Annotated in this window: 10 protein-coding genes; 5 read left to right on the plus strand and 5 right to left on the minus strand. The window is 70.5% G+C overall.

Annotation, left to right across the window (positions count from 1 at the left end; all coding sequences use genetic code 11):
* Positions 1–729: 729 nt before the first annotated feature.
* On the plus strand, positions 730–2,814 hold the full coding sequence (locus tag ACGF7U_RS29065; RefSeq protein WP_393112061.1) for an RICIN domain-containing protein: 2,085 nt from the start codon (positions 730–732) through the stop codon (positions 2,812–2,814).
* A 719-nt stretch (positions 2,815–3,533) separates the two neighbouring features.
* A complete protein-coding gene (locus ACGF7U_RS29070) occupies positions 3,534–4,508 on the plus strand; it encodes a serine hydrolase domain-containing protein (protein ID WP_393112063.1) in 975 nt (324 codons plus the stop codon).
* A gap of 578 nt (positions 4,509–5,086) precedes the next feature.
* On the opposite strand, the gene map is transcribed toward ACGF7U_RS29070, so the two are convergent.
* A complete protein-coding gene (gene map / locus ACGF7U_RS29075; RefSeq protein ID WP_393112065.1) occupies positions 5,087–5,905 on the minus strand; it encodes a type I methionyl aminopeptidase in 819 nt (272 codons plus the stop codon).
* 75 nt (positions 5,906–5,980) lie between these two features.
* Between map and ACGF7U_RS29080 the strand changes: the two genes are divergently transcribed.
* Positions 5,981–6,247 (plus strand): helix-turn-helix transcriptional regulator, encoded by a 267-nt coding sequence (locus tag ACGF7U_RS29080; protein ID WP_334523967.1) that lies wholly within the window; start codon positions 5,981–5,983, stop codon positions 6,245–6,247.
* Positions 6,248–6,307: 60 nt separating this feature from the next.
* Here the strand turns inward: ACGF7U_RS29080 and ACGF7U_RS29085 are convergent, their stop codons facing one another.
* From ACGF7U_RS29085 to ACGF7U_RS29095, 3 genes are all read right to left on the minus strand, one after another.
* Entirely contained in the window at positions 6,308–7,573 is a 1,266-nt protein-coding gene (locus tag ACGF7U_RS29085; protein WP_393112067.1) for a PP2C family protein-serine/threonine phosphatase, read from the minus strand.
* 286 nt (positions 7,574–7,859) lie between these two features.
* Positions 7,860–8,285 carry a nuclear transport factor 2 family protein gene (locus ACGF7U_RS29090; protein WP_393112069.1) on the minus strand — a complete coding sequence of 142 codons (426 nt, stop codon included), beginning with the start codon at positions 8,283–8,285 and terminating at the stop codon, positions 7,860–7,862.
* 174 nt (positions 8,286–8,459) lie between these two features.
* Positions 8,460–9,083 carry a TetR/AcrR family transcriptional regulator gene (locus ACGF7U_RS29095; RefSeq protein ID WP_393112070.1) on the minus strand — a complete coding sequence of 208 codons (624 nt, stop codon included), beginning with the start codon at positions 9,081–9,083 and terminating at the stop codon, positions 8,460–8,462.
* A 97-nt stretch (positions 9,084–9,180) separates the two neighbouring features.
* Here ACGF7U_RS29095 and ACGF7U_RS29100 point away from each other — a divergent pair, with 97 nt between their 5' ends.
* Both ACGF7U_RS29100 and ACGF7U_RS29105 read left to right on the plus strand, forming a co-directional pair.
* On the plus strand, positions 9,181–9,660 hold the full coding sequence (locus tag ACGF7U_RS29100) for a MarR family winged helix-turn-helix transcriptional regulator (protein ID WP_393112072.1): 480 nt from the start codon (positions 9,181–9,183) through the stop codon (positions 9,658–9,660).
* On the plus strand, positions 9,657–11,294 hold the full coding sequence (locus tag ACGF7U_RS29105; protein WP_393112074.1) for an MDR family MFS transporter: 1,638 nt from the start codon (positions 9,657–9,659) through the stop codon (positions 11,292–11,294). Before ACGF7U_RS29100 ends, ACGF7U_RS29105 begins: the two co-directional genes overlap by 4 nt.
* A 180-nt stretch (positions 11,295–11,474) precedes the next feature.
* On the opposite strand, the gene ACGF7U_RS29110 is transcribed toward ACGF7U_RS29105, so the two are convergent.
* Complete coding sequence (locus ACGF7U_RS29110) at positions 11,475–12,317, minus strand: hypothetical protein (RefSeq protein ID WP_393112076.1); 843 nt, start codon at positions 12,315–12,317, stop codon at positions 11,475–11,477.
* Between the last annotated feature and the right edge of the window lie 365 nt (positions 12,318–12,682).

Consider the following 12,682-nt stretch of genomic DNA (forward strand, 5'->3'; position numbering starts at 1 on the left):
GGCGAAGGCGGTCGCGGCCGCCACCGCCAGGACGCCCAGGGCAGCGGTCAAGAATCTCCTGCGTCTGTACACGTGTTCCTCCTCGGGAGCTCCGGCGTCGGCGGTCGGTAGCCGGTGCCGTGACTGATCGGTACGGCGGGGACGGTTGTGCCCGTCCGTGCTCGCGGCAGGTTGCGGTGCGAGAGGCCGCCCGGCGACGTGTGGAGCCGAGGCGACGATGCTCTGGTCGCGTCGGTCGCCCGCTGTTGCCAGCCCGTCGGCTCCAGCCGGGCTGCCGTTCGCGATGACGGGGACGATTGCAGCGATGTTATCGCTCACATCAATCTGTGTAAATTGGAAACAGATTATGTCGCTGGGGGAGCGTCGGTAGGTTGCCCTGCGATGACGGACTGAGGCGGCTTCTCCGTAGATCAGGACCGGTGTGATCGGGAGTGCCGGATCGGGGCGCGGGCCTGTCGCTCCACGAAATGGCGGCTCTGCCCGAGGTTACGCCTTGACTGCCAGCATGTTATCGCTCACAGTCGATGGAGCGGAGCGGTGGACCGTCTCGGCCTCGCCGGATCGAAGATCGTAACCCTCGCGGGTCGTTCGGGCTGCGCCTCCTGGGCAGAGGCGCACCGACCTGTCGACGATCACGACGCGCTGCGGATCAGACCTGGTGGTCGTCTGCTGCCTGATGACGGCTCGACCGACCGACTCCGGCTCCTGGTTGTCTTCTGAAGGAGGATCATGCTTACCAGCGGTGGTCTCACCTGGGCTGTGTCAGGGCGGCGTGGGTGGCTGTCCCGCATCGCCGCGGTCGTGGTGGCCGTGCTGATCGGCGGCACGTTCGTTGCGGTGTCCCCGTCGCCGGTGTCGGCGGCGACGGTGGACACGAATGCCTGGTACGTGTTGGTGAATCGCAACAGCGGCAAGGTGTTGGATCTGTACAACATGGCCACGAACGACGGCGCGCGGATCGCGCAGTGGTCGCGTAACGACGGGAACTGGCAGCAGTGGCAGTTCGTCGACTCCGGTGGCGGCTACTACCGGTTGAGGTCGCGGCACTCCGGCAAGGTGCTGGACGTCTCCGGGGCCTCCACGGCCAACGGCGCGAGCGTGGTGCAGTGGGCCGATCGCAACGGGACCAACCAGCAGTTCCGGCTAGCCGATTCGGCGGGTGGTTACGTGCGGTTGGTCAACCGGAACTCGAACAAGGTGGTGGAGGTGCAGAACGCCTCGACCGCCGACGGTGGCAACGTCGTGCAGTACGACGACTTCGACGGCAGCCACCAGCAGTGGCAACTGGTCCGCGTCGGCGACGGCGGAAACCCCGGTGGCACCTTCACCAACCCGGTCGTCTGGCAGGACTTCGCCGACGTCGACATCATCCGGGTCGGCGGCGTCTACTACATGTCCGCCTCCACCATGCACTACTCGCCCGGCGCCCCGGTGTTGCGGTCGTGGGACCTGGTGAACTGGGAGTTCGCCGGGCACTCGGTGCCCCGGCTGGACTTCGGCACGAAGTACGACATGGCCGGCGGCAGCCACGCGTACGTGGACGGCATCTGGGCATCCACGCTGAACTACCGGCCGAGCAACCGGACCTTCTACTGGGCCGGCTGCATCGACTTCGCCCAGACGCACATCTACACCGCCTCCGCCGTCGACGGTGCCTGGAGCCGGCACACCACCATCCCCCACTGCTACTACGACGCCGGGATGCTGATCGACGACAACGACACCATGTACGTCGCGTACGGCAACGGCACGATCAGCGTGGCGCAGTTGTCGGCCGACGGGCGTACCCAGGTGCGGGCCCAGCAGGTGTACCAGACACCGTCGAGCATCGGCACGCTGGAGGGCGCCCGGTTCTACAAGCGCAACGGCGCCTACTACATCTGGCTCACCCGCCCCGCGAACGGCCAGTACGTGCTCAAGTCCACCAACGGCCCGTTCGGGCCGTACGAGCAGCGGCAGGTGCTGCTCAACATGCCGGGCCCGATCTCCGGCGGCGGAGTGCCACACCAGGGCGGGCTCGTGCAGACCCCGAACGGCGCCTGGTACTACATGGCCTTCACCGACGCCTACCCCGGTGGTCGGATGCCGACGCTGGCCCCCATCACCTGGACCAGCGACGGCTGGCCCCAGGTGCAGACGGTCAACGGCTCCTGGGGCGTCAACTACCCCAACCCGCTGCCGTCGCGCCCGGTCAAGCCGCTCACCGGCACCGACACCTTCCCCGGCACCACCCTCGCCGTCCAGTACGAGTGGAACCACAACCCGGACGACAGCCGGTGGTCGGTGAACGACGGGCTGCGCCTGCAGACCGCCTCGGTGACCGACGACCTCTACCGGGCGCGCAACACGCTGACCCACCGGATCCAGGGCCCGACCTCGACGGGCACCATCGAGTTGGACTACTCCACCATGCGTGACGGCGACCGGGCCGGGTTGGCGATGCTGCGCGACACCTCGGCGTGGATCGGCGTCAAACGGGACAACGGGGCCACCCGCGTGGTCATGACCAACGGCCTGACCATGGGCACCGACAACTGGAACACCACCGGCAAGGGAACCGAGATCGCCGGCGCCCCGGTGTCCGGCGGACGGATCTGGTTGCGGGCCAACGCCGACATCCGGCCCGGCTCGGGGCGGCAGGCGAGGTTCTCGTACAGCACCGACGGGGTCACCTTCGTCCCGCTGGGCAACGCGCTCACCCTCAACAACGCCTGGCAGTTCTTCATGGGATACCGGTTCGGCATCTTCAACTACGCCACCCAGTCGTTGGGCGGCGCGGTGACGGTGCGCCGGTTCACCCTGGCGACGCCGTGACGTCGGTCGGGACCCCGAGTACGTAGGGGACACCACCGTGTGGTGATCGCACCTGCGCGGGGTGGGAGCGGAGCAGCGCCGTACCGCTCCCACCTCCAGGGGCCCGCTGGCCGACGCCGACGACCAGCGGGCCCCGCCACCGCCTTCCGGCCGTCCGACCCCTCCGCCGCGCCGGACACGACCTGTCTCCGGGGCCGCGTACCCTCGGCTTCCTCGCCACCGGCACCTACGGTGCCGTCTCCGGGACCGCTGCGGTGATCTACGCCCCCGGCACCCGCCAGACGTTCACGCTGAGCACGTCGGGCTGGTACGGCGGACCACACGCCGTGGCACCGCCGTCATCGTGACCGCCCACCGGAACCGACCCGGCGGCCGTGAACAACACGCGAGCTTCGGCCGTGTCGCCCTGCCGGGCGCGCAGCGCCGCCAATGACGGCAACGATTGAACGTCACCGGCTGCGATCGCTGCCCGATACACGGCCTCCATCGCATCCTGGTCCTCCCGGATAGCCGGCCAGTTGACCAGCCACAGTTCTAACCGACCCGCTCGGACCGCGCGATCATGCCGCGGTGCGCGCCCCTGTCGCGGATCGTGAGGTGCATCGCGACTCCCTTGGGGATCATGTCGGGCATCAGGTGGGACGCGAGCGTCAAGGTGACAGCTCGGGTCCTCATGGCCGCCCGGCGGCGGCTTGGCAGCGGCTGGCAGGATCCTTTCCGTGAATCTCCAGGACGTGCTCGACAAGCAGGTCAACCTCCATGGCGTTCCGGCCGTTGTAGCGGGGCTGTCCGTCGCGGGGACAAGAAGTGTGGCTACTCGCGGGGCGGTCCAGGTGACCTCGGATTCGTGCTTCCGGATCGCGTCGTTGACGAAGACCTTCACCTCCGGTGCGCTCGTTCTGACACTGCGAGAGCACGACGTCCCGCTGAGTACCCCTGCCATCGAGCTGCTGCCAGACCTCGCGCCTGACTGGCGAGCGGATACGAGCCTCACCGTCGAGCAGATCCTCGGGCAGGTCTCGGGGCTGCGCGAGTCCGTGGACTCGAGCACCGTCGCCACCCTGGGGGACGGGCGCCACGCGCTCAACGAGGCGGCCCGGCTCGTAGTACGCGCCGGGAACGAAAAAGAGCCCGGGGCCCACTGGTCCTACTACAACGGCAACTACTTCCTGGCCGGCGCGATCCTCGCGGCCCTCAACGGCGCTTCATACGAGACCGCGTTGAAGAAGAAGCTGCTCGAACCTTGGCGCCTCTTCCGAACAGGTTTCGACGCACCGCGCGACTCAGTCACCGGGTGGGACGGCCCGACCGAGCTCCCGCGAAGCGACTACCCACACTCGCGCCGCCCCAGCGGAGGCTTGTGGTCGTGTGTCTCGGATCTTCTGGCACTCGGCGAAGGACTCCTCGGCGACCCGGCCCTTCTGCAGGAGATCCGCCGACCGCGCACCACGCCGGACGACTCCATGACATACGGCCTCGGATGGGCGCTCGGCCCTTCGGGCCAGATGTACCTCAACGGGCGCCTGCCCGGATACCGGGCCGCGATGCTACTGGTTCCCGACAAGGACTACGTGAGCGTTGTCCTCACCAACCAGCAGCGCGCGCTCCCCGCCGTGGCAAGAGTCCTCAGCGACATGCAGCAGAACCTGACTGGGCAGGACCTCGCAACAGCCATTGACCGCTTCGCAGCCTGAAATGCGCGCACATGCCGCGATGCGCGCCCCTGTCGCGGACCGTGAGGGTCCCCGCGACCCCTCTTGAGGATCATGTCGGGCATCAGGTGGGACGCGAGCGTCAAGCAGTCCCGTGACAGGACACGTCGGCTGCTGGCGTGCCGAGTCCCAGCTGATGCTTGACGTTTCCGTTCCAGTTGATGCCGGACAGGTGGCCTAGGGATATCGGGGGCATCGTAGTGGTGGTGATCGGCTGGGGGCGGTCTGGGATCTGGCGATGCGGCTGTCGTAGGGAGCGGTTAGAACTTCGCGGCTCGATGCACGAGCACGGGTGCCGACACGAGATCGTCTGTCTGTCAGAAAGGCTGATCGTGCCGAGCCAGGACCTGGTGGCCAACCGGCTGCCCGCTGGCTGTCCGGAGCGTCAGCCCTCTGAGTGAGCCGTTCCGCCGACGTCCTGGCCGCTTCACGGAGCCGCCGCTTGCTGTGGCCGACGGCGGTGGGCGTGCCGCATGGTCCTGAGACCCGACACCTAGCGTCTGCTGGACGGTTGACGTGGACGAAGCGACGCCCCGAGTCACACCGAGGCGGGCAGGGGGTCAGGAGGCTGCGGCGGCCTTCTTGGTGGGGCCGGCCGAGGTACTGCCGTGGGTGGGGCGGCGGGTCAGGACCTGGGGGCCGGCAGCCGTGATGGCGACCGTGTGTTCGGAGTGGGCGGTGCGGGAGCCGTCGGCGGAGCGGATGGTCCAGCCGTCCTTGTCGAACCTGATTCTGTCGGTGGAGCGGCAGAACCAGGGCTCGATGGCGATGGTGAGGCCGGGCTGGAGTTTCAGGCCCCGGCGGGCACGGCCGTTGTTGGGTACGTGCGGGGCCTCGTGCATGGTGCGGCCGATGCCGTGGCCGCCGAACTCGGCGTTGACGCCGTAGCCGTAGGAGTGGGCGACCTCGCCGATCGCGGCGGAGATGTCGCCGAGGCGGCCGCCGGGCTGGGCGGCGGCGATGCCGGCCTCCAGTGCGACCTCGGTGGCCTCGATCAGCTTCAGGTCGGCCGGGTCGGGGGTGCCGACGATGACGGAGAGTGCGGAGTCGGCGACCCAGCCGTCGATGCCGGCAGCCATGTCGATGCTGAGCAGGTCACCGTCCCGCAGAACGTAGTCGTGCGGCAGACCGTGCAGCACCGCGTCGTTGACCGACAGGCACAGCACGTTGCGGAACGGGCCGCGGCCGAACGAAGGGGCGTAGTCCCAGTAGCAGGATTCGGCGCCGCGTTCGGCGATCCGGCGGCGGGCGTGGTGTTCCAGGTCCATCAGGTTGACGCCGACGGTGGCGACACCGCTCAGCTCGGCGAGCAGTTCGCCGACGAACTGGCCGGCCACCGCCATCCGGTCGATCTCCTCGGCGGACTTGAGCTCGATCACGACAGCCTCCCTCTCCCTGTGCGGTATTTTTATACCATGCTGGGTCGGGATGCTCCGGAGGGCTATCCTGCTGGCATGGTTCGCCAACCACTCACCGCCGAACAGATCGCAGCGGGCCAGCGCCTCGGGGCCGCCCTCCGGGCCGCGCGGGCCGGCCGCAGCCTCGTCGAGGTGGCCCTGGCAGCCGGCATCTCCCCCGAGACGCTGCGCAAGATCGAGGCGGGTCGCCTTCCCGCACCGGCGTTCGGCACTGTGGTCTGCCTCAGCCAGGCCCTCGACGTCCCACTCAGCGACCTGGCCGACGTCTGGCTGGCCGACATGCGCGTCCGCCAGGCGTCCTAGCGGCCCGCCGTCCGGGCGAACGGCAGGCGTTTGATCGTGGTGGATGACGGCGGCCGGCTCTCAGGACGTACGGGAGGCACTCGCTCGGTGGGGGTCGGCGCCGGCCGTGGTGAGGCGGTCGTCGCCGTGGTCGCCGTGCCAGTCGAGGACGAGCATGCAGGCGTCGTCGGGCAGGGTGGGTCCGGCGACGTCGAGGACGGCGTCGCCGAGCACGCGGACGACCTCCCTGGGATGCAGGTCGGCGAGGCCGGGCAGCCGTGCGGGCAGGTCGAGGCGGGCGGCGCCGCGTTCCAGCATGCCGTCGGTGAGCAGGATGAGTCGATCGTCCGGACGCAGCGGGACGTCGGTCGTGCGGTAGGTCCCGTCTCGCAGTACGCCGAATGGCGCATCGACCGGTAGCGCGATGGGCTGGACGGCTCCGTCGCGCACCAGGAGCGGGGTGGGGTGGCCGGCGTTGACCATGGCCAGCACGCCGGTGCGCAGGTCGAGCCGGCCGAGCAGCCCGGTGGCGAAGGCGAACCCTCCGGGCGGGTCCTGGATCAGCGCCGAGTTCGCGGCCCGGGCCTGCTCGAGGAGTGTGTGGCCGCGGCGGCGGGTGTGGCGCAGACTGCCGACGCAGAGCGTCGCGGTCAGGGCGCTGTGCACGCCGTGGCCCACCGCGTCGGTGATGCTCAGGTGCAGCAGGTTGCGCGCGAGGCTGTAGTCGAAGGTGTCTCCGCCGATGCTGGCCGCCGGCTCCAGCCACGCGGAGAGGGTGAACGAGCCGGCCTCGCAGGTGAACGAGGAGGGCAGGAGCCGGCGCTGGATCTCCGCGGCGAGGGTGAACGGGGTGGTCCGCTGACCCCATTCGAAGAGGTCGGTGTGCCGCCGGGCGGCGATCACCACGAACGCCAGCGCGTGTGCGGCCCGGGAGATCTCGGCCAGGGCCTCGTCGTCCGGCTCGGCCGGCAAGGCGATCTCCAGCAGTCCGATGGCCTCGCCGCGTTGCGTGACGGGCGCCATCACGACGTGATGACCACCGCTCGAACGGACCTGCACGCGCTGGGAGCGCAGTGCCTGTTCCTGCGGGCCGCCGTCGAAAGGCAGCACGGTGGCGACGTCCTGGTCCTGGCGGCGTCTGCCGGGCCGGTCTGCGAGGGGAACGTCGTGGGCCAGGCGTACGAGGGCCCGGCCGCTCATGTCCGCGACGAGGAACGACACCCACAGCGCCCCGAGGTCGACGCCGATGCCCCGGGTCACCGCCTCCACCGCGTCGACGGGGGCGGCGTCCTCGACGGCGCGCAGCACGTTGCCCAGGTCCATGCCGCTCCACCGCTTCCCGTTCACACGCCAGAGCATAGGCCGACGGAGATGCCGGGCCGTGCGGCGTGGGCTACGCCGGCGCCCGGCTGTCCGGCGCGGGCTAACGCCGGCGCCCGGCCGTCCGGCGTCGGCTACGCCGGTCCCGGGACTGCGCCCGGGCTCAGCGCCGCCCGGACACAGGTCAGAGGGCGGCCGGCCCGGTGTCCCCGGAGGCCGACCATCCCACCAGGACGACGGGAGCAACGAGGACGTCGCCCGGGGGCGGTCGTCACCTCCTGGCCCTTCGGCGTCGCCGGCGGGCGTCGGGCGATCACGCGGACGCCTGAGTAAACGGTTCCATCCGCTCGACCCACTGCGCCCGCCAGGCCGGCGGCTCCCAGGGCTCCCCGAAGTAGATGCGTTCGCGGACGACCTTTCCGTCGCGGAACTCCATGATCCCGACGGCCATCATGGGGCGGTCGTCGTACCGGATGGTGTACTCGTTGACCCACAGATCCCCGCAGCCGGTGGTCCGGTGCAACTGGAACTCCTGGCGGGCGGGGTAGCTGGACCTGAAGGCGGTGATGTTCGCCTTGCCGCGGATGCGCTCGCGGCCCTGGGGCCACTCCAGCACCGCGTCGTCGGCGTAGATCTCGGAGGCGCGGGCGATGTCGTCGCCCGGCCCGCCGCCGGGTGCGCTGACGTTCGAGGCGTCGAAGTGGGCTTTGATCATCGCCCGTGCCGCGGTCTCGTCCATAGCCCAACCTTCCGTCCGAACGGAGGTCTGCGTGGTGGCCTGCGCATCTGGACGCTAGCACCGGCCGTTGGCCGCCCGGGGCCGTACGGCGCCGATGCCCTCGCCGGCGGACCTGTGCGCCGCCGGGTGGCGGCGCGCCCGACCTGCCCTGACGCGAATCCGCCAACCTGGGGGTCAGCCGCCGCCGGGTGGGGCGCCGGTTACCTCGACGGTCGGTGCGGACGCCGCCTGCGCGAGCGCGGTCCGGATGACGTCGCGCAGCGGCCCGTCGGGGTGGTCGGTCCAGTGTTGGACGGCGACGCGCAGGCCGGCCAGGAAGGTCGCCGCCAGCACCCGGGAGCGCAGTTCCGGGTCGGGGCCGGCCAGCCGGTGTGCGAACTCGTCGGCGAGGTCGCGCTCGATGGTGGTGTACGCCGCGACCTGCTGGGCGACGAGTCCCGGGTGTCCCCGCAACTGGCGGCGGCGGACCAGCCAGGGGGGCGGGTCGTCGCCGTACGCCTCGTCGGCGAGCTGCTCGGCGGCGCGGCTCAGCGCGCGCCACGGGGGATCGTCGGGCGGCTGCTGGCGGACCAGTTCCAGCAGCCGGCGCAGCCGTACGGCGTCGCCGTGGAAGATCGCCTCCTCCTTGCTGGAGAAGTAGTTGGAGAACGTGCGGCGGGACACGTTCGCGGCGTCGGCGATCGCCTCGACGGTGACGCGGTCGAGCCCGTGCTCGGTGGCCAGGCGCAGGGCCGCCTCGTGCAGGGCGAGGCGGGTCGCCGCCTTCTTGCGCTCCCGTAGCCCGGTGGACTCCTCCATGCCGACAGCCTAGTCGCGGCGTGACCCGTTTCTCATCGCGCAAACTTGCGCATTGAGCAAGATCGGCAGATGCTTGTGTGCGGCAACCATCTGCGATGTGGGGGGAACGGTGGACGGCACCGCTCGTCAACTCGGCACCAGGCTGCACGAACTCGTCCGCACCGTACGGCTGATCCGGCGCCGCCGGGCCGACGTCCGGCCGCTCGTGCCGCTCGGCCTGGCCGGCATGCTCATGCAGATCGACCAGCTTCCCCCCGGCTGCCACGCGCGGGAGCTCGCCGCCCGCACCGGCCTGGACCCGTCGACGATCAGCCGCGCCATCGCCTCGCTCGTCGGGCTCGGTCTGGTCGAGCGGCGTGCCGACCCGACCGACATGCGGGCCAGGGTCCTGGCCGTCACCCCCGACGGCCGGGCCGCCCTCGCCGAGATCTTCGACTGGTACGGCGGGGTGCTCGACCGGGCGCTCGCCGACTGGACGCCCGCCGAGATGGCGGCGCTGAGCACGGCCATCGGCCGGTTCACCCGCGACATCGAGACCGCCCTCGGACACCACGACAACCTGGAGGCCGCGCGATGAGCGCACCCACCACGACGACCGGCGACACGCCGATGACCCATCGGCAGACGCTCGAGGCGCTCAGCGGCCTGCTGCTGGTGTTGTTCGTCGCCATGCTGAGCGGCACCGTCGTCTCGACGGCGCTGCCGAAGATCATCGGTGCGCTGAACGGGTCGCAGACCCAGTACACGTGGGTGGTCACCGCCACCCTGCTCACCGCGACCGCGACCACCCCGATCTGGGGCAAGCTCGCCGACCTGTTCAACAAGAAGCTGCTGGTGCAGGTCGCCATCGTGGTCTTCCTGGTCGGCTCGGTGCTTGCCGGCTTCGCGCAGACCGCCGGCCAGCTCATCGCCGCCCGCGCGTTCCAGGGCATCGGGGTCGGCGGCCTCCAGGCGCTCGTCCAGGTCGCCATCGCGGCGATGATCCCGCCGCGCGAGCGGGGCCGTTACAACGGCTACCTCGGCGGCGTGATGGCGGTGGCGACGGTCGGCGGCCCGCTGCTGGGCGGCCTCATCGTCGACACGTCCTGGCTCGGCTGGCGCTGGTGCTTCTTCGTCGGCGTGCCCGTCGCCGTCATCGCGCTGATCCTGCTCCAGGTCACCCTGCACCTGCCGACGGCCCGCCGCGACAACGTGAAGATCGACTACCTGGGCGCGACCCTGATCGCCGCCGGGGTCAGCGTGCTGCTCATCTGGATCTCCTTCGTCGACGACTCGTTCGCCTGGCTCTCCTGGCAGACCGCGGCGATGGTGGGCGGCGCGGCCGTCCTGCTCGCCCTGGCCGTCCGGGTCGAGGCGCGGGCGCAGGAGCCGGTGGTCCCGCTCGCCCTGGTCCGGCAGCGCACCACCGCCCTGGCCATCCTCGGCAGCCTGGCGGTCGGCATGGCCATGTTCGGCGGCGCCGTCTTCCTCGGCCAGTACTTCCAGATCGGCCGCGGCTACAGCCCGACGGAGGCCGGGCTGCTCACGATCCCGATGATGGCCGGCGTCCTCGGCTCGTCGATCGTCGCCGGTCGACTGATCACGAAGACGGGCAGGATCAAGCCGTACATCGTGTTCGGGGCGGTCGTGCTCGTGATCGGGTTCGCCCTGCTCGGCACGATCGACCACCAGACGTCGCTGGTGCTGCTCGGCGCCGCCATGTTCGTCGTCGGCGTCGGGGTCGGCATGACCATGCAGAACCTCGTCCTGGCCGTGCAGAACACCGTTTCCCTCAAGGACATCGGCGCGGCCAGTTCCACCGTGGCGTTCTTCCGTTCACTCGGCGGCACCATCGGGGTGTCGGTGCTCGGCGCGGTCCTCGCCCGTCAGGTCACCGACCGGATCACCACCGACCTCGCCGCCGCGGGCATCCCCGCCTCCGGTGGGGGGTCCGGCAACCTCAACGTCGACGCCATGCCGGCCGTGGTCCAGCAGATCGTGCGGGCCGCGTACGGCGACGCCACCGGCCACATCTTCCTCATCTCCGCGGCCATCGCCGTCGTCGGCGTCGTCGCCGCGGCGCTGCTCAAGCCGGTCACCCTGCGTACCAGCCTGGACCTGCCGGACGCCGCCACCGCGGCTGCCGTCGCCGCCGACGCCGTCGACGGCGCTCCCGCCTTCGACCAGGTGGACGGGGACGCCGTGGTGAGGAAGGCGTCGGCGCGCCGCTGAGGCCGATCCCACGCGACCGGGCCGCCACCGTCCGTCGAGACGGTGGCGGCCCCGGTCGCGTCCGCGGGCGGTCGTTGGTGCGCGCGGTCCGGCGAGCCCCCGACACGGGCCCGCGCGGACGGCGGAAACGCGATCGGGGAGGAACGGTGGCCCGTCCCTCCCCGATCTCGACCGTGCCGGTCAGGACAGGAACTTGTCCAGCGCGGCCTCGATGGTGCCGGTGTCCGGCGACGCGTACGCCTTCATGGTGTTCTTGTTGTACGAGATGAAGCTCGGGCACCGGTTCGCCGGGGCGCTCACGGTGCCGCCGTCACCGATCTTCTCGCCGGTCTTCGCGGCGTAGAACGTCAGCGTGTAGCGCGACGAGACGTAGTCGATGGTGACCTGCTTGTCCGAGCTGTCCTTGTACTGGCACTTCTTGGGCGCGCCCTCGCTGCCCTCCACGAACTTCAGGCAGCCGACGACCGACACCGTCTCGAAGTCGGCGCTCTTGGCGTAGTACGGCTTGTTCGAGGCGACCGACTTCGACGACCAGAACGTCAGCCGGTCGGGGTTGTTCGAGAAGACGTACGCCTTGGCGCCGGACGGGCCCGAGTAGGGCGCCGCGTTCAGGATCTGGCTGCCCTCGCAGACGTCGCCGAGGTCGCTGGAGTAGCGGGCGGTCACCGCGTTGTTGTTGGGCTCGGGCTCGCCCGGGGTGGGGGAGGCGTCCGTGCCCGGGTTGCTGCTGGTCGTGTTCGGGGTGGCGGACGCGACCGGGGTGGGATCGTCGTCGTCGTTGTTGACGAGGACGAAGCCGACTCCGGCGCCGCAGAGCACGAGCAGGATCACCACGGCGGCCGCGGACAGGCCGATGATCAGGCCCTTGTTCGACTTCTGCGGCGGCGGGACGGGGGCCCCGAACTGCGGTGGCTGCCCTGGCTGGCCGTATCCGGGATACCCGCTCTGCGGGGCCGGCGGCCCGCTCCACGGGGTGACGTTCGGATCCGGCTGCCCTCCGTACGGAGGGTGACTGTCGGTCATCTGAAGCCCTTATCGCTGTCGACGTGTGCCCAGGCACGGGGATCAAGCAACAGGGTAGTGAGCGCTCCAAATCGCGACAGTTGCCGGCGAGCGGGGCCGAGGTCCGGTCGTCGTCTCCGGAATCCCGGGCGGTCACGCTGCGTGCAGAAGCCGACTTCCGTACGTCAATGGAGTCGGCGGCGACCCGGAGGCGTCGGAGACGCGGATCCGGGCCGCGGAGCGGGAATCGGCCCGCGGGCCGCGCGGGTGCCCGGCGCTGCGGCCGACGGGTTCACCGCGGTGACGCGGATCACTCGTCCCGTTGGCCCGCGATGTGGACGCCGCCGTGCCGGCGTCGCGAGCTGTCGCCCGCGGGTCGGGTCGGG

Origin of the sequence: Micromonospora sp. NPDC047670 (assembly GCF_043204915.1) — a bacterium.
Taxonomy (GTDB): Bacteria; Actinomycetota; Actinomycetes; order Mycobacteriales; family Micromonosporaceae; genus Micromonospora.